The 17111-nt window shown below is 45.3% G+C and carries 16 protein-coding genes; all 16 read left to right on the top strand.

Features of this window, described 5'->3' with window-relative positions; genetic code table 11:
• Positions 1-16 precede the first annotated feature (16 nt).
• The 16 genes from I8U27_RS09010 to I8U27_RS08935 all read left to right on the top strand — a co-directional run bounded on the left by I8U27_RS09010 (position 17) and on the right by I8U27_RS08935 (position 17059).
• A complete protein-coding gene (locus I8U27_RS09010; RefSeq protein WP_181751629.1) occupies positions 17-199 on the top strand; it encodes a Spo0E family sporulation regulatory protein-aspartic acid phosphatase in 183 nt (60 codons plus the stop codon).
• A gap of 117 nt (positions 200-316) precedes the next feature.
• Positions 317-571: a YlmC/YmxH family sporulation protein gene (locus I8U27_RS09005; protein WP_181751630.1), complete on the top strand. Its 255-nt coding sequence runs from the start codon at positions 317-319 to the stop codon at positions 569-571.
• 123 nt (positions 572-694) lie between these two features.
• Positions 695-1594, top strand: coding sequence for a dipicolinate synthase subunit DpsA (gene dpsA / locus I8U27_RS09000; RefSeq protein ID WP_181751631.1), 900 nt, complete (start codon positions 695-697; stop codon positions 1592-1594).
• On the top strand, positions 1591-2193 hold the full coding sequence (locus I8U27_RS08995; protein ID WP_181751632.1) for a dipicolinate synthase subunit B: 603 nt from the start codon (positions 1591-1593) through the stop codon (positions 2191-2193). The genes dpsA and I8U27_RS08995 overlap by 4 nt, the downstream gene beginning before the upstream one ends.
• 377 nt (positions 2194-2570) lie before the next feature.
• Positions 2571-3608 carry an aspartate-semialdehyde dehydrogenase gene (locus I8U27_RS08990; RefSeq protein ID WP_181751633.1) on the top strand — a complete coding sequence of 346 codons (1038 nt, stop codon included), beginning with the start codon at positions 2571-2573 and terminating at the stop codon, positions 3606-3608.
• Positions 3609-3621: 13 nt separating this feature from the next.
• Positions 3622-4851, top strand: coding sequence for an aspartate kinase (gene dapG, locus I8U27_RS08985; RefSeq protein ID WP_181751634.1), 1230 nt, complete (start codon positions 3622-3624; stop codon positions 4849-4851).
• A 4-nt stretch (positions 4852-4855) separates the two neighbouring features.
• Complete coding sequence (gene dapA, locus I8U27_RS08980; RefSeq protein WP_181751635.1) at positions 4856-5743, top strand: 4-hydroxy-tetrahydrodipicolinate synthase; 888 nt, start codon at positions 4856-4858, stop codon at positions 5741-5743.
• A 198-nt stretch (positions 5744-5941) separates the two neighbouring features.
• Positions 5942-7612 carry a ribonuclease J gene (locus I8U27_RS08975; RefSeq protein ID WP_181751636.1) on the top strand — a complete coding sequence of 557 codons (1671 nt, stop codon included), beginning with the start codon at positions 5942-5944 and terminating at the stop codon, positions 7610-7612.
• A 260-nt stretch (positions 7613-7872) separates the two neighbouring features.
• The gene (locus I8U27_RS08970) at positions 7873-8502 is read left to right on the top strand and encodes a YdbC family protein (protein WP_181751637.1); all 630 of its coding nucleotides are present in this window, start codon (positions 7873-7875) and stop codon (positions 8500-8502) included.
• Positions 8503-8626: 124 nt separating this feature from the next.
• The gene (locus tag I8U27_RS08965) at positions 8627-9448 is read left to right on the top strand and encodes a ClpP family protease (RefSeq protein ID WP_374057922.1); all 822 of its coding nucleotides are present in this window, start codon (positions 8627-8629) and stop codon (positions 9446-9448) included.
• Positions 9445-9666: a YlzJ-like family protein gene (locus I8U27_RS08960; RefSeq protein WP_181751638.1), complete on the top strand. Its 222-nt coding sequence runs from the start codon at positions 9445-9447 to the stop codon at positions 9664-9666. The genes I8U27_RS08965 and I8U27_RS08960 overlap by 4 nt, the downstream gene beginning before the upstream one ends.
• Positions 9667-9738: 72 nt before the next feature.
• Complete coding sequence (locus tag I8U27_RS08955) at positions 9739-12069, top strand: FtsK/SpoIIIE family DNA translocase (protein ID WP_181751639.1); 2331 nt, start codon at positions 9739-9741, stop codon at positions 12067-12069.
• Positions 12070-12294: 225 nt separating this feature from the next.
• Positions 12295-13332: a BMP family lipoprotein gene (locus tag I8U27_RS08950; RefSeq protein ID WP_181751640.1), complete on the top strand. Its 1038-nt coding sequence runs from the start codon at positions 12295-12297 to the stop codon at positions 13330-13332.
• A 201-nt stretch (positions 13333-13533) separates the two neighbouring features.
• Positions 13534-15057 (top strand): ABC transporter ATP-binding protein, encoded by a 1524-nt coding sequence (locus I8U27_RS08945; protein ID WP_181751641.1) that lies wholly within the window; start codon positions 13534-13536, stop codon positions 15055-15057.
• On the top strand, positions 15058-16143 hold the full coding sequence (locus I8U27_RS08940) for an ABC transporter permease (protein WP_181751642.1): 1086 nt from the start codon (positions 15058-15060) through the stop codon (positions 16141-16143).
• Between the two features lie 4 nt (positions 16144-16147).
• Positions 16148-17059 (top strand): ABC transporter permease, encoded by a 912-nt coding sequence (locus tag I8U27_RS08935; protein WP_181751754.1) that lies wholly within the window; start codon positions 16148-16150, stop codon positions 17057-17059.
• The last annotated feature ends 52 nt before the right edge of the window (positions 17060-17111 follow it).

Below are 17111 nucleotides of genomic sequence, written 5' to 3'. Positions count from 1 at the left end.
GAAGAGGTGGGTTTCCATGGTTGAAATGCTTCGGATCAGACGGTTGGAAGAAGAGTTGGAACGACTCAGAACCAAGCTTTATCAATCAGTCGATGGGGAACCTTCTCGACTCGCTGATTCCCGGGTATTGCCGTTATCCAGGAGGCTGGATGCCCTCATCCTGGAGATTCAGAAGGAGAAAGAAAAGTTTCGTCAATAATTGCAAATAAGCAAAAGAGATGATTCCATCGCCTTCCGTTGAGGGCGATTTTTTTGTCATAACTTGACCTCATTTCAGATACATTCATAGCAACGTGATGAAAAGAGGTGGAAAATAGTGCGGTGGAGCGAGTTTTCCGAAAAGGAATGCGTTGATTTAGTAAATGGTGAAAAGCTGGGGAATTTTTCTCGTGCAGATCTGACTTTTCATCCCCATACAGGAAAAATTGAATCGATCCTCATTCCTGTAAGTGCTTCTTGGTTTAAAAAAAATACGCATAAGGTGGAATTATCATGGAAAATGATTAAAAAAGTGGGACCAGAGATGATTATTGTGAATACAGCATTTAAACATGGTTCTGATCAAGATTAATGAGAGCATTTCCAAAGGTAACCGAATATCGACCCCTTTCATATGATGCAAACAAGGAACGGTTAACAGAGTGTACGTATCTTGTATACCGGTAATTCTTCCGGGGAAAGGGGTCATAAGCAAATGCTGACAGGCAAGCATGTAGTCTTCCTCGGTGGAGATGCCCGACAACTGGAAGTGATTAAAAGTTGCATTCAGATGAATGCCAAAGTCAGCCTGATCGGATATGATAACTTACAAAGTCCTTTTAGCGGTGCGGCGCAGAAAGAGTTGAACCAGGAAGTTCTACAGACAGCAGATATCCTTGTCCTGCCGATTATCGGAACGGATGAGTACGGACAGGTGGCCAGTGTATTTACATCCAAAAAATTGGTTTTGACCGAGGAACACATTCAGTCACTGCCCAAACATTGTATTATATTTGCAGGGATGGCTAAATCATATTTGCAAAACTTATGCAAGGCTCATGAAATAAGAATCATTGAGCTGTTAGACCGGGACGATGTGGCCATCTACAATTCGATCCCTACCGTAGAAGGGGCCTTGATGATGGCGATTCAAAACACTGACATCACCCTCCATGGTTCTGTCTGTGTCGTATTAGGATTGGGAAGGGTAGGAATGTCTTTGGCGCGTACCCTTCATGCTATCGGAGCAAAGGTGCGGGTAGGCGTACGTGGCTCCAATTATATCGCCAGGGCGTTTGAGATGGGGGTCGAATCTTTTGATCTCGCAGAGTTATCAGAACAGGTCCAGGACGCCGATGTCATTTTTAACACAATCCCTGCCCTTGTTGTAACAGCCCCGATCCTCGCGCAAATGCCATATGATGTGGTTATTATCGATTTAGCCTCCAAACCGGGTGGGATTGACTATGCTTTTGCCCAGAAGAGGGGGATTAAAGCGATTTTGGCCCCAAGTCTGCCGGGGATTGTGGCTCCAAAAACAGCTGGCAGAATTTTGGGCCGGACCATCACTCAATTAATGACGCATGCAATCCAAAGGGAGGGAAGTTTCCGTTGAATTTTAATGGGCTGACAATCGGCTTCGGGATGACGGGCTCCCATTGTACCCATGATGAAGTATTGCCACAGATGAAGAGGCTGGCAGAGTTGGGAGCGCGTGTGATACCGATCATCTCCCATACTGTTGCAATGGTAGACAGCCGTTTTGGCACTGCGGAGGATTGGAAGAGAAAAATTAAGGAGATCACAGGAGAAACACCACTGATGACCATTCCCGAAACAGAACCTTTAGGGCCCTCCAAAATGCTTGATTGCCTTGTTATTGCTCCTTGTACGGGAAATACAATAGCCCGCCTGGCAAATGCCCTCACAGACGGCCCGATCCTTATGGCGGCCAAAGCTCAAATGCGCAACCATCGACCTGTTGTACTGGCCATCTCAACCAATGATGCTCTGGGGCTTAATGCCGCAAACCTAGCTAAGCTCCTTGCTGCCAAGGATATTTATTTTGTGCCTTTTGGTCAAGATGCCCCTGAGAAGAAGCCAAAATCAATGGTGGCACGAATGGAGCTGATCCCCGCTGCCTGTCTCTCCGCCATTGAAGGGAAACAATTACAACCATTGATAGTTGAAAAATACCGCTATTCCCCTTCATAATAGGTAGTGGATGTAGTCTGGAAAGAAACCTCTCTATTGAAAATATAGTCTTCCAATAGTAATCTAAATAGAATAGAGAAAGGCGTTTTCAACTGATTAGGCAATCCTTTTACAGAAAACATTTATGAATGGGGAATACAGCCCGGTGATGAATGTTTGTCTGATTGGAACCGCTCTGAAAGCATAAGGACGGCATAGAAGTTTTTAGAGTATAAAACGATAGGAACTTCTATGCCGGATCCTGTTGCACGGAACGGACAATCTTTCACAGAAAAAGAGCTTTTCATTATGTAAAATGTGGTATAGCCCCTACATAATTTATTCTTTTTGAGGGGCTGCTTTGCTATTTTTTGCATATTTTAGAGGGGGATTATCAGATGTCAAGTCAGGGTTATACAGTTGCTGTCGTTGGTGCTACCGGTGCGGTCGGTCAACAGATGATGAGGTATTTAGCCAAACGAGAATTTCCGGTCAAAGAGCTTCGACCTCTCGCTTCCGCCCGGTCGGCAGGTCAAAAAGTAATTTTCCACGGAGAAGAAGTGGTCATTCAGGAAGCTGTCCCCACAGCATTCGACGGAGTGGATATTGCCCTTTTTAGTGCAGGGGGAAGTGTTAGTGAAAAGTTAGCTCCGGAAGCGGTTGCCCGTGGAGCTGTAGTCATTGATAATACCAATGCTTACCGAATGAATCCGGATGTTCCGTTGGTGGTGCCGGAAGTAAACAGAGAGGCGATCCGTCAACATAAAGGAATCATCGCAAATCCAAACTGTTCAACCATACAAATGGTTGTGGCTTTAAAGCCTCTTTATGATCGTTACGGGATTGAGCGTGTCATCGTTTCCACTTATCAATCTGTATCCGGCGCCGGTTGGCAGGCGATTGATGAACTGCAGCAGCAAAGTAAGGCATTACTCAACGGGGAAGAGATCTCCGCAAATATTTTGCCGGTCGGCAAATTGAGCAAACATTATCAGATGGCTTTCAATGTTATTCCTCAAATCGATGTTGCCCAGGAAAATGGGTTTACTTTAGAGGAAATGAAAATGGTTAGGGAGACCAAAAAAATCTTCAATGATTCCAGTATTGGCGTAACAGCCACCTGTGTCCGTGTTCCCGTCATGCGTGGACATAGTGAATCAGTCTATGTGGAGTTAAAATCGGAATTTGATTTAGATGAAGTTCGGCAACTTCTCAACAATGCTCCCGGAGTTATCGTGGAAGACGCTATTGAAGAACAGGTATATCCGATGCCTGTTGATGCTGCTGACCGTCCTGAGGTCTTCGTGGGTCGTATCCGCCGTGATTTCACTCATCCCCGAGCCTTAAACCTGTGGGTGGTTTCAGATAATCTGTTGAAAGGGGCGGCGACAAACGCGATCCAGATCGCCGAGGCACTTATATCAGAAGAGAAATAGAGAAGGGATATTCATGAGAATCTTAGTACAAAAATTTGGCGGAACTTCAGTCGCATCACCAGAGCTCAGGGAGAGGGTGCTTTACCATATCAAACGGGGGCTGGCTGAGGGATACCATCTGGTGGTGGTTGTATCGGCCATGGGGAGGAGCGGGGATCCCTACGCCACTGATACCTTGCTAAGTTTGGTTAAACAGTATGGGAATCAGATATCTCCTCGTGAACAGGATTTATTGATGAGTTGTGGTGAAATTATTTCTGCGACGACCCTGTCCAGTCTATTATACCGGCATGAAATTGAAAACTGTGTGCTGACCGGCGGTCAAGCAGGAATTATTACCAATAATCATCATACCAATGCTCATATTGTGACAATTAATTCAAAACGCATTTTAAGACAACTGGAAAAGAGGAAAGTAGTTATTGTTGCCGGTTTTCAAGGGCAAACTGTCGATGGGGAGATTACCACCCTGGGACGTGGTGGGAGTGATACAACTGCGACTGCGCTCGGGGTAGCTCTTCATGCTGAATGTGTAGATATTTTTACAGATGTAGAAGGGATTATGACAGCTGATCCGAGAATCGTGGAAGATGCCGCTCCTTTGGAAAAAGTCACCTATACCGAAATGTGTAATCTTGCTTTTCAAGGGGCGAAAGTAATCCATCCACGGGCAGTGGAAATCGCTATGCAAACAAATGTTCCGATTCGTGTTCGTTCTACGATGTCTGATCATCCGGGAACGCTTGTTACAACAATGAGTGAAGCGGACCGCTTAATTGGTGAAATGAGAGACGGCCTGATTACGGGAATCACTCAGATGCCGAATGTGACTCAAGTCAGAGTACCTGCTAAACAGGGACAATATGATATTCAATTAAAAGTGTTTAAAGCAATGGCGGAAAATGATATCAGTGTGGATTTTATCAGTGTAAATCCCAGTGGGATTGCTTACACTGTATATGATGATTTAGCGGACCGAGCCGAGGAAATATTGCGCCGCCTTGATTTGGAGCCTGAGCTTAACAGAAACTGTGCAAAAGTTTCTACCGTTGGAGCCGGAATTGCCGGTGTTCCCGGTGTAATGGCCAAAATAGTGGAAGCATTGACCGAAGAAGATATTCAAATCTTGCAATCTGCGGACTCGCATACAACAATCTGGGTGCTGGTCAGAGGCAGCGATATGGTCAAAGCGGTACGTGCGTTGCATCACAAATTTAGCTTGCACAGGTTAAACTATTCGTGATGGAATGGAGGAAATTCTTGTGTTATTCGGGCGTTTAATAACAGCCATGTTTACTCCGTTTACTCGTGAAAACAATATTGATTGGACCCGTCTGGAAGAATGCATCGAACGCCTCATCGCCACAGGAAGCGATGCGATTGTCGTATCAGGTACGACGGCGGAATCCCCCAACTTAACCCATGAAGAAAAACTGCAACTGTTTCAATTCACCCTCAAAAAAGCAGCGGGGCGCGCAAAAATTATAGCCGGTACAGGCAGCAATAACACAGACCAGAGTATCCAGCTTACGAAAGAAGCGGAGGAAACGGGTGTAGACGGTATTATGCTTGTCTCCCCTTACTATAACAAACCTTCCCAGGAAGGGCTGATTCAGCATTTTAAAGCAATTGCCGAATCGACCCGGCTGCCGATTATGCTTTACAATGTTCCGTCCCGAACCAGTGTAAACATGAGTGTCGAAACCATGGTTCACCTTACTGAGGTTGACAATATCGTTGCCATTAAAGAAGCGAGCGGCGACCTGGGGCAAATCTCCCAATTGATTGCCGGTGTAGCTGATGATATTGCAGTCTACAGCGGGGACGATAAATTAACACTGCCGATTCTCGCTGTTGGTGGAGCGGGAGTTGTCAGCGTGGCCAGCCATCTTGTGGGCAATGAAATGAAAGAGATGATAAATGCATTTTTCTCAGGAGAAATTCAAAAAGCCATTGCACTGCACAAAAAACTTCTGCCTGTCTTCGAGGGGTTGTTTATCACCTCAAACCCTGTCCCCCTGAAATATGTGATGGCACAAAAAGGCTGGTGTGAGCCTTATGTACGCCTGCCGCTTGTCGAGATGGATGAAGAAGCAAAAGCCTTCACAAATGACTGGATGCAAAAGATATTGTGATTTTTGCAACAAGCCCTCTTTCCTTGCTGAAAGGGGGCTTCCCTTTTTTGTAAAGGAATAGGATTCCTTGGCATCCGGATATTCGACAGAAAGACAAAATATTTAGTTGCATACCCATTTTTTAATCGTATATAATGGGGTTAAGTGAGATTTGTGCGGTTTAGGGTGAACAACAACTAAATACAGGAGGTACCTTTATTGACGAAAAACCAGCGAGGCAAATTAACTATTTTTGCTCTCGGTGGGTTGGATGAAATCGGAAAAAACATGTATGTGATTCAATACGGGAATGACATTGTTGTCATTGATTCGGGTCTGATGTTTCCAGAGGAAGACATGCTGGGAATCGACATCGTCATTCCTGATATCACATATTTGATTGAGAATCAAGATAAAGTACGGGGAATTATTTTAACACACGGACATGAGGATCATATCGGAGGGCTTCCGTATATTCTGCGACAATTGAATGTACCCATCTATGCGACCAAATTAACGATGGGATTAGTGGAGCATAAATTGCGCGAGGCTCATATTTTAAACGACACCAAACGGATTATTATCAATAATCACTCGGAAGTCACATTGGGATCCTTGAAGGCAACCTTCTTCCAAACAAACCATAGTATCCCTGATTCCGTCGGCGTTTGTATTGAAACGCCGGAGGGAGCTGTTGTTCATACAGGAGATTTTAAATTTGATATGACTCCCGTTAACGAACAGACGGCAGACATCCACAAAATGGCGGAAATCGGAAAAAAAGGGGTATTATGCCTGCTATCTGATAGCACGAATGCCGAACGTCCCGGATTTACCGGGTCTGAACGGACCGTCGGCGAAAGTTTGAAAGAGGTATTTCGTAAAGCTAAACAACGGATCATTGTGGCCACATTCGCTTCCAATATTCATCGCATTCAACAGGTGGTGGACGCCTGCCACATGTACGGCCGAAAATTAGCGGTGGTTGGACGCAGTATGGTGAATGTGGTAAATATAGCGTCTGAGCTGGGATATTTAAACATTCCGTCTGACATGTTGATCGATCCGGATGATATTAATCGTTTACCTGCCCACAAAGTAGCGGTGATTTCAACGGGCAGCCAGGGAGAATCAATGTCTGCCCTGACACGAATGGCCAATGCTTCCCATCGCAAAGTGGAGATTTTGCCAGGTGATACGGTTATTATCGCGGCAACTCCGATCCCCGGAAATGAGAAATTGATCGGTCGTACAGTTGACCAGCTGTTCCGTATTGGTGCCGATGTGGTATACAGCAACATTGCTCATGTCCATGTATCCGGTCACGGTGCAGAAGAAGACCTCAAATTGATGCTCAATCTCATAAAACCTAAGTATTTTATTCCGATTCATGGTGAATATCGCATGTTGCGTGCCCATGCCCAACTTGCCGAATCTGTAGGTGTTCGACCCGAGAATATCTTTATCTGTGACAATGGAGATACCGTTGAATTTATGGGCGGTAAAGCGCGCTATGGACCAAAGGTCCCTACAGGTAAAGTACTCATTGACGGTTTAGGTGTTGGAGACGTTGGAAATATTGTTTTAAGAGACCGCAAACTCCTTTCACAAGATGGAATTCTTGTTGTTGTAGTCACCCTAAGTAAAGCAAATGGTGCCATTTTATCCGGCCCGGACATTATTTCACGAGGCTTCGTCTACGTTCGTGAATCAGAAAAATTGTTAGAGGAAGCCAACCAAGTCGTCGGCCTAACCATGGAAAAATGTATGAAAGATCAAGTGAGCGAATGGGCATCGCTAAAAACAAGCATTCGTGATTCCCTCGGCAAGTTCCTGTTTGAACGTACACGCCGTCGCCCGATGATCTTGCCGATTATTATGGAAGTATAATCGGATCAACTATTTAAGAGTCTCATTCCTTATCAATCAAGGGATGAGACTCTTAATCTTTTTTGTACAGCTTTTAGAACATAAAATGTTCATACAGATCGTATTAAATTTATTTATGGAAACCAAATGGAGATTTTTAGTCATAAAAGGGATGAGATTTTTTGAAGAAAGGTTTGATTTTCTCTTTGCTATATTCCCGTTTCATATGGATATAACAGTTCAACTAAACTATAAAACTCAATAAGAGAGGGAGACAAAATATGCTGATTAAATGGATTGTCTGTCAAGTGCCTGGAGAAAAGAGGGAGGCTTTTTCCCAAGCTCAGGAAGCCTGGAAAATATTAAAGGATGCTGACGGGTTTTATGGACAGTGGGGCGGATGGAATATTTACCGGCCGTCAGAGGCTTGCATTATCTCTTTGTGGCAAGATCAGAACACTTATGATCGGTTTATGTCCTTCGATCATGACACGATTTTTCGGGCCAACCAACAACAACATACATACCAGTCGATTTCTGTCACTTTGGCACAACACACCATAGAAATTTCTAGTGAAAGCGGCGGGGTCGTTCAAGCACTGACAGGAAAATGGCTTCAAGCGGCAGACGTGATCGTTGATCCAGAACGGGAACAACCCTTTTTGGAAACCCAGCAAACCGTTTGGAATCCGGCATTGGAGCAAAGCACAGGTATGTTGGGCGCTATGGTGGCAAAAGTAAATCAACCCGCTTGCCGTTACCAGATCTTTAGTTTTTGGAGAGAAAAGGCTTACCAGCAAGATATAACATCGCTCCCTCTATTGCAGAAGCAAGAGGGATCAGACCGGGACACAACTGCCGTAATCAGTTATCTGGTGGAACGAAATGAACGGTGGCTGGTAAAGGGGTAGCAAAAATCAAACATAAGTTCCAAATCGTTGGGAATTGTTTTGTACTGCTCAAAAGTCGGGGCCAGGGTATAACAGCCAGTGTCTATAACCGGCCCGGGTTTCGTACATACTAATGGAGAAATTGATGAAAAAGGAAGGGACTATAGCCATGTTTAACGATCATTCCAATGTTCAACAACCCCAACCGCAGCCACCACAGGCAACACAGCCGCAGCAGCCTCCCCAGCAACCTCCCCAGCAACCGTCTCAACAACCGATGGAGGAAGAGTTAGCGAAAAAGAAAAATGCCATCAGCGCCATTCAGCAATTGGGAGCAGCCAATGTCCCGCAGTTAGAATCAAACGTTTTTTGTCTAAATGTGATTGGTCAAATAGAAGGACACCTGGTTATGCCGCCCCAAAATAAAACAACCAAATACGAACATGTGATTCCTCAGATTGTAGCTGCTGAGCAAAACCCCAAAATTGAAGGTGTTGTGATTATCCTCAACACAGTGGGCGGGGATGTAGAAGCCGGCCTGGCGATTGCTGAGATGATCGCCACGATGAGCAAACCTACGGTATCCATCGTTCTGGGGGGAGGCCATAGTATTGGTGTACCCATTGCTGTCGCAGCAGACACCTCCTTTATCGCTGAGACGGCAACGATGACGATCCATCCGGTTCGTTTGACAGGGTTGGTGATCGGGGTTCCGCAAACATTTGAGTACCTGGAAAAAATGCAAGATCGTGTGATTCGGTTTGTAGCCCAGCATTCCAATATTACAGATGAAAAATTTCGTGAGTTAATGTTCAGGACAGGTGAGCTGGCGAGGGATATCGGGACCAATGTCATTGGCCAGGATGCGGTGGAGTACGGACTGATTGACCGGGTGGGAGGGATTTCAGATGCCCTTGTTGAGTTAAATCAGAAAATCAAATTGAAAAAGGGAGAAATATTGCAATGATCCACTACACTGTACTGCCGGAAGAGCTGATTTTTTACGATTCGAATCAGAAAGCTCTGCCATTAAAAGAAGTGGTAATCGATGGAATTCAGATGTTAATCCAATTGGATGGTTCTTCTGAAGCAACGATTGTGAGACTGTTAAGTCCCGATCCGATGCATTATTTAGATTCAAGGTTTCAGCCTGGAAACAAACTACAACTATTTCCAAAAATTTAGATGATTTTTCTGCCGGTGAGCATTTCCATGCTATAATGGGTATGGACTGGATGGGTAGAAAAGGTGGTTTATATGCCTAATAAAAAGAAAAAGAATCCAACTCGCCAACAGCAGATCAAGCAAGAAATATTATTTGAAATCTATGGGATCGTTATTTTATCTCTGTCTTTAATCACCATGGCCAGTTATGGTGCCATTGGCAGGAATTTAACATACTTGTCGCGATTTATCGTTGGAACCTGGGACTTTATTATTCCCCTGCTGGGAATAGGTCTTGCCATATATATCATGGTAAAACGGGACTGGCCAAAACATTGGTCGCCGCGCTTAACAGGGTGTTTGATCATGCTTTTGGCCTTGCTCTCCTTTAATCATTTTTTGACATTTCAAGCTCTTGAAGACCAGGGGAATCATGGCAGTATCTTAGATACAACCTGGAATTTGCTGTTACAGGAGAGGGAGTCCCGTTTGCCAACCGATGTAGGCAGCGGAATGGTGGGAGCCATCATTTATGCCCTGTTACACTTTTTATTTGACGATACAGGGACTATGATTGTCTTGGGAGCACTGGTGTTATCCGGCTTTCTTCTGGTTACGGGGTTCTCTTATGTGAAATTTTTTAAATCGATGCAGTCCCGGTTAAAAAAAGAGAAGAAGAAGTTCAAGGAAGGTCTCGCTCTGTTTTTACAGCGTAACTATCAGCAAAAACAGAAAAAACGGAAACAGCATGGCAAAAAGAAAAAGAACCCCTTTCCCAATGTCAGCCTTGACCCGATCGGTGTTCAGGAAAAGCCGGTTATTTATGATTTTGAGGACAATGCAAGCCATCAAGCTGATCAGGCGGCAGGTAAAAAGAAAAACAAACAACTTACTTTGCATCTGGAGCAAAAACAACAGCCTCAAGCAGCGATGGTTTCTTCGGGAAAAGAGGACGAGTCTATGGCGGTCCGTTTCCAGACGAACACCCGTATGTCCAATTACCGGTTGCCTTCCTTATCACTCTTACATAAGCCTAAAAAGCGAAGTCATAATGAAAAAGAAGATATTGAAGAAAACGCTGATACGTTGGTCAGGACCTTATCCAGTTTTGGGGTTCAGGCAAAAGTAACAGCGATTCACCGCGGTCCCACTGTGACAAGATATGAGATTCAGCCGGAGATCGGAGTCAAAGTGAGCCGGATCGTGAATCTTGCGGATGATATCGCCCTGGCCCTTGCAGCGAAAGATATCCGCATTGAAGCGCCGATTCCCGGAAAATCAGCCGTAGGCATTGAGGTGCCCAATGCAGAAATCGCTATGGTCGGATTGCGGGATGTTCTGGAAAGCACCCAGTATCAACAAGAGACATCGAAATTGAGCATTGCTCTCGGTAAAGATATCTCAGGGGAACCCATTGTAGCCAATCTGGCTAAAATGCCTCACTTATTGGTTGCCGGGGCGACCGGCTCAGGAAAAAGTGTTTGCATTAACGGAATTATCAGCAGCCTTCTTTATAAAGCGAGACCGGATGAAGTTAAGTTGATGATGATTGATCCCAAAATGGTGGAACTGAATATTTACAACGGGATTCCCCATTTGCTGGCCCCTGTGGTTACTGAACCGCGTAAGGCAGCAGTAGCACTCAAAAAAGTGGTTGCAGAGATGGAAAAACGGTATGAACTGTTCGCCAAAAACGGTGCCAGGGATATTGAACGCTACAACCAAATTGTTGCTGAACAAAAAGAGGGAAGCTTACTCCCTCTCCCTTATATTGTGGTTATTGTAGATGAGCTGGCTGATCTGATGATGGTTGCACCTTCAGATGTAGAGGATGCAATTTGCAGGTTGGCGCAAATGGCCCGTGCGGCAGGTATTCACTTGATCATTGCCACACAGCGCCCTTCTGTAGACGTGATCACCGGAGTGATTAAAGCAAATATTCCTTCCCGGATCGCCTTTGCTGTATCTTCACAAGCAGACTCCCGAACCATCCTTGATATGGGGGGAGCAGATAAACTTTTAGGCCGTGGTGATATGCTGTACCTTCCGGTGGGGGCTTCCAAGCCGGTTCGAATTCAGGGTGCTTTCTTGTCGGATGAAGAGGTTGAGGCGGTTGTTAAGTTTGTTAAGACACAACAGGAGCCGGAGTACAACGAAGAAATGATTCCCTCTGCCGGCGAGAGCCCTTCGATGGAAGATATCCATGATGAGCTTTATCCGCAAGCGGTACAGTTGGTTTTAGAAGCAAAGACTGCCTCTGTATCTCTTATTCAACGTCGTTTACGGGTGGGGTACACGCGTGCCGCCCGTCTGATTGACCTGATGGAGAGTAATGGAATTGTCGGCCCTTATGAAGGAAGCAAACCAAGAGAAGTTTTGATCACCCCCGAACAGTTTGAAGAAAATAAAAGAGTAGCCAAATAGAAAAACAAATGGTATAACAATGAAGGGGTAGATTTAAGAACTGGGTAAATGAAATTATTTCAAACTACTAGAAAGTTTGTTGGATGAAAAGTGAGTAAACCATCGTTCGGCTTCGTTCTTCTATCTTTGGTTCCCGGTTCTTACTTTTGGTCGATACATAGGTTTGTCCTGTTTGACATCCTGGAGACCCAAGCCCAAAATACTTATCATCAAGGGGGGAGATCCATGGCCAAAAAATCATGGATAGCACTGATTTTGAGTGCAGTGTTCATTTTGGCAGTGGGTTGTAATGGTCAACAACAAGGTACAGGAAAAGGAGAAGGCGGATTTAAAGTCGGAATGGTCACCGATACCGGGGGCTTAAATGACGAATCCTTCAACCAAACAGCCTGGGAAGGTATTAAACGCACAAAATCAGAACTGGATGCTGACATCAAAGCGCTGGAATCGAAACGGGACGAAGATTACGTACCCAACTTGACGAAATTTGCCCGTGAAGGACGAGATATCACCTGGGCAGTTGGTTTCAAATTCGAAAAATCAATTCCGGATGTGGCAAAACGATTCCCGGATGCTCAATTCGGGATTGTTGACACCAATCTGGGCGGAAAAATTCCTGAAAATGTAACCGCTGTTACTTTTAAAGAGGAAGAGGGTTCCTTCCTGATGGGGGTTATTGCCGGACTGACCACCAAAACCAATAAGGTTGGCTTTATTGGCGGTATCAGTTCACCCCTGATCAAAAAGTTTGAATCAGGCTTTCGGGCCGGCGTTCATGCCGCAAACCCCAATGTCACCGTTCAGGTTGCTTATGCGGAAAGTTTCACCGATGCAACCAAAGGCCGTTCTCTGGCACAAAACATGTACAATAGTGGCATTGATGTGATTTTCCACGCCTCCGGCGGGGTGGGCAAAGGCTTGTTTGATGAAGTAAAAACGAGAGAAAAAGGGAAATATTGGGCGATTGGTGTAGATATGGACCAATCATCACTTGCCCCTGACCATACTCTCAGCTCGTTGATTAAACGCGTCGATGTCGCAGTATTTGATATAACAAAAGAGTTAAAAGAAGGTAAACTGAAATCAGGGAAGGAAGTTGTGCTCGGACTGAAAGAAGGCGGTGTGGACATTGCTGAAAATTCCGGCAAACATGTATCTCCTGATGTACTGAAAAAAGTGGATGAGTTTAAACAAAAAATCATCAACGGAGAAATTAAGGTCCCAAAAAACGAAGACGAGCTCAAACAATTTTTAGCGAAGTAATGAAAGGCAACAAAGGCTAGCATTGTCGCTAGCCTTTGTTGCGCTATAGACCCGGCTTCGCGCCTTCTTTTTTGATCTTGTTTGGAAATGCCCTTTTCCTTTTATCTGCTTAATGATGAAAGAGGCGGGAAAGATAAATTTTACGGGGTTTTACAATATTTACAGGGCTGGCTTTGAAAACCAATTAAAAGGGGGAGAGCCATGAACGTTGTTGAAATGAAAGGGATTACAAAGAGATTTCCCGGAACTGTAGCCAATGACAATATTAGTTTGGCAGTAAAAAAAGGGGAAATTCATGCCCTGCTTGGTGAAAACGGAGCGGGAAAATCCACTTTGATGAATATTTTGTTTGGGCTGTATCAACCGGATGAAGGACAGATCCTTATCAATGAAAAGCCGGTAACGATTACAGGCCCGACCATGGCCAACAAATTAGGGATTGGCATGGTCCATCAGCATTTTATGCTCGTGCAACCGTTTTCTGTCACAGAAAATATTATTTTGGGAGATGAACGAAGCCAAAAGGGTTTTATTGATTATAAAACAGCGGAACGTGTGATTAAGGAATTATCTGATCGCTACGGACTTCAAGTTGATCCCCAGGCCAATATTTCTGAAATCTCGGTTGGGATGCAACAACGTGTGGAAATATTAAAAACGCTCTATCGCGGGGCGGATACGCTCATTTTTGATGAGCCAACCGCAGTACTGACACCACAAGAGATTGAAGAATTGATTGAGATTATGCGGAATTTGGTTAAGGAAGGAAAAACAATTATTTTCATCACCCATAAGCTAAAAGAAATTATGAGTGCGTGTGACAGAGTAACTGTGATCCGCCGTGGCAAAGTAATTAAAACTCTGGATGTTTCCGAAACGGATGAAAAGGAACTGGCGGCTTTAATGGTAGGGCGCGAAGTGTCTTTTACCGTAGAGAAAAAAGAAGCGAACCCCAAAGAAACAATTTTACAAGTAAAAGATCTGGTGGTCGAAGGAAGCCGCGGCATACGGGCTGTTGACTCTCTTGATTTAGAAGTCAAAGCCGGTGAAATTGTAGGCCTGGCCGGGGTGGACGGTAATGGACAGACTGAACTGATTGAAGCGATTACAGGGTTGCGTCCGGTAAAATCAGGATCAATTCAACTGAGAGATCGTGATATCACTCATTTCAAACCGCGCAAGGTGACAGAAGCCGGTTTAGGCCATATTCCTGAAGACCGGCATAAGCGGGGACTCATCTTAGATTTTACCGTGAGTGAAAACATGGTGTTACAGACCTATTATCAATCCCCTTTCTCAAAAGGTTGGACCATTCACTTTTCGGAAGTAGATAAATATACGAAGCGGTTGATCGATGAATTTGATGTCCGGACTCCTGATGAGCATACACCGATCCGCGCACTGTCCGGCGGAAATCAACAAAAAGCCATTATTGCCCGCGAGGTGGACCGGGACCCTGATTTGTTGATTGCGGCCCAACCGACCCGCGGCCTTGATGTGGGAGCCATTGAATTTATTCATCGGCGGCTGATCGAACAGCGGGATCGCGGAAAAGCTGTTTTACTGGTTTCCCTGGAGTTGGATGAGATTATGAAAGTGAGTGACCGGGTGGCTGTCATCAACGGAGGAAGGATTGTCGGATGGGTCGACCCGCATACGGTATCGGAAGAAGAACTGGGGCTTTTAATGGCCGGACGTTCAATCCAAGAGGGGGTGAATCAGTAGATGCAGACCATTTTATCTCGTGTACTTAAAAACTCTACCTTTATTACTTCAATCATCTCCATTCTGCTGGGGATTCTGGTTGGGGCAATCATGATGATTATGGCGGGATATGACCCGATTCTTGCCTACAATGCCCTGTTTGCCAGCGCTTTGTTGCAGCCTTATGATCTCGGGGAAACGATTCGGACAATTACGCCCCTCATCTTGATTGGTTTAGCGGTTGCTCTCGCCTTTAGAACGGGTCTGTTTAATATTGGAGTTGAGGGTCAAGTCATTGTTGGACAGTTAGTGGCCGTCATTATTGGATTAAAATTAGGACTGCCTCCCGTATTGCACGCGGTTGTGGCCATCATTGGAGGGGGCCTGGCAGGTGCCCTGTGGGCCGCTGTACCGGGACTATTAAAAGCAATACGGGGAGTTCATGAAGTGATCGTTTCAATTATGATGAACTTTATCGCTCTCAACCTGTCCAATGTACTCATTCGCAGATGGTTGGCTCAAGGTACGGATTCAACGCCTGAAATCCCCGAATCCGCCTCAATTCAGATGGACTTTTTGTCCCAACTTTTCGGGGGGGCACGGGTTCATGTTGGCATTTTTATAGCGCTGGTTGCTGCTTTTATCATGTATTATTTACTCTGGAAAACGAAATTAGGTTATGAGCTCCGGGCGGTTGGTTATAATCCATTAGCCTCAGAATACGCGGGGATGAGTGTCAAACGAAACATTCTTCTCTCAATGATGATCAGCGGTTCATTTGCCGGGATCGCGGGAGCGGCTGAACTGCTTGGAACTTCCGGCTACCAGTCTATTCAAGCTACGTTCACCGGAATTGGCTTTGATGGGATTGCTGTTGCCCTCCTCGGCGCCAACACTCCGATCGGGGTGATTTTAGCATCGATCCTGTTTGGGGTATTGACCTACGGCGGTGGAAATATGCAGTTTGAGGCAGGAGTTCCCTTTGAAGTGATTCGCGTTGTGTTTGCTGCGATTATTTTGTTTGTAGCAGCGAATATATCGGGACCTCTTGTTAATCTGTTTTCCAAGAGAAGGAGGGACAAACATCGTGCTAGACACCTTGACTAATATTATGATGACAACGGTTCTCTATTCGACACCGTTGATTCTGGCGGCATTGGGAGGATTATTTTCGGAACGTTCCGGGGTTGTCAATATCGGTCTTGAAGGTTTGATGACGATTGGGGCATTTACGGCAGCGGCTGTAACGATAACCACCGGAAATGCCTGGATCGGCCTGGGGGCCGCGATTGTTGCCGGAATGATTTTGGCCCTTCCTCATGCGATTGCTTCCATCACCTTTAAAGCAGATCAAGTGGTAAGTGGTGTAGCCATCAACTTTTTAGCCTTAGGGTTATCTGTTTATCTGGTTAAAAGGCTGTATGATGGTGCGGGACAAACTCCGGTCGTTCCGGATAAATTGGAAAAGATAATGATTCCGGGCCTCAGTAAAATACCGGTCATCGGACCGTCCCTGTTTAACACTTTTCCAACCACTTATATTGCGATTTTACTGGTGATTGTCAGCTATATCATTCTTTATCGGACACCGTTCGGAATGAGATTAAGGGCCGTTGGGGAACATCCCCAGGCAGCGGAAACAGCCGGTGTCAGCGTGATTGCCATGCGTTATGTGGCGGTTGTCATCAGTGGGGCTTTGGCAGCCATTGGCGGGGCTGGACTCTCCATTTCCATTGGAAGTGAGTTTAACCAGACAACAGTAGCCGGACAGGGATTTATTGCTCTTGCCGCTCTTATTTTCGGGAAGTGGAGACCATTTGGCGTACTGGGTGCGGCTACCTTTTTCGGCTTCTCGGTTGCCCTGGCCCTTACGGGACAACTGATCAACTTGACCAAATATGTACCCAGTGAAGTGCTCAATATGATGCCTTATGTTTTAACGATCCTGGCGCTGGCAGGATTTGTAGGCCGTGCCGAAGCACCGGCAGCAGTTGGGAAACCATATGAAAAAGGAAGCCGTTAAACGCTTCCCTCTTAGACCTTAGCTCTCCTGGGCTAAGGTTTTTTTTATGGTT

It is taken from the genome of Paenactinomyces guangxiensis (assembly GCF_016055185.1).
In the GTDB taxonomy this organism is placed as follows: Bacteria; Bacillota; Bacilli; order Thermoactinomycetales; family Thermoactinomycetaceae; genus Paenactinomyces; species Paenactinomyces guangxiensis.
This window is presented reverse-complemented; position numbering and strand designations above follow the sequence as displayed.

Excerpts from the sequence above, each read along its gene's own strand:
- I8U27_RS09010 (WP_181751629.1), top strand. The coding sequence starts at position 17 with ATGGTTGAAATGCTTCGGATCAGACGGTTGGAAGAAGAGTTGGAACGA.
- dpsA (WP_181751631.1), top strand. The coding sequence starts at position 695 with ATGCTGACAGGCAAGCATGTAGTCTTCCTCGGTGGAGATGCCCGACAA.
- I8U27_RS08990 (WP_181751633.1), top strand. The coding sequence starts at position 2,571 with ATGTCAAGTCAGGGTTATACAGTTGCTGTCGTTGGTGCTACCGGTGCG.
- dapG (WP_181751634.1), top strand. The coding sequence starts at position 3,622 with ATGAGAATCTTAGTACAAAAATTTGGCGGAACTTCAGTCGCATCACCA.
- dapA (WP_181751635.1), top strand. The coding sequence starts at position 4,856 with ATGGAGGAAATTCTTGTGTTATTCGGGCGTTTAATAACAGCCATGTTT.
- I8U27_RS08970 (WP_181751637.1), top strand. The coding sequence starts at position 7,873 with ATGCTGATTAAATGGATTGTCTGTCAAGTGCCTGGAGAAAAGAGGGAG.
- I8U27_RS08965 (WP_374057922.1), top strand. The coding sequence starts at position 8,627 with ATGAAAAAGGAAGGGACTATAGCCATGTTTAACGATCATTCCAATGTT.
- I8U27_RS08960 (WP_181751638.1), top strand. The coding sequence starts at position 9,445 with ATGATCCACTACACTGTACTGCCGGAAGAGCTGATTTTTTACGATTCG.
- I8U27_RS08955 (WP_181751639.1), top strand. The coding sequence starts at position 9,739 with ATGCCTAATAAAAAGAAAAAGAATCCAACTCGCCAACAGCAGATCAAG.
- I8U27_RS08950 (WP_181751640.1), top strand. The coding sequence starts at position 12,295 with ATGGCCAAAAAATCATGGATAGCACTGATTTTGAGTGCAGTGTTCATT.
- I8U27_RS08945 (WP_181751641.1), top strand. The coding sequence starts at position 13,534 with ATGAACGTTGTTGAAATGAAAGGGATTACAAAGAGATTTCCCGGAACT.
- I8U27_RS08940 (WP_181751642.1), top strand. The coding sequence starts at position 15,058 with ATGCAGACCATTTTATCTCGTGTACTTAAAAACTCTACCTTTATTACT.
- I8U27_RS08935 (WP_181751754.1), top strand. The coding sequence starts at position 16,148 with ATGATGACAACGGTTCTCTATTCGACACCGTTGATTCTGGCGGCATTG.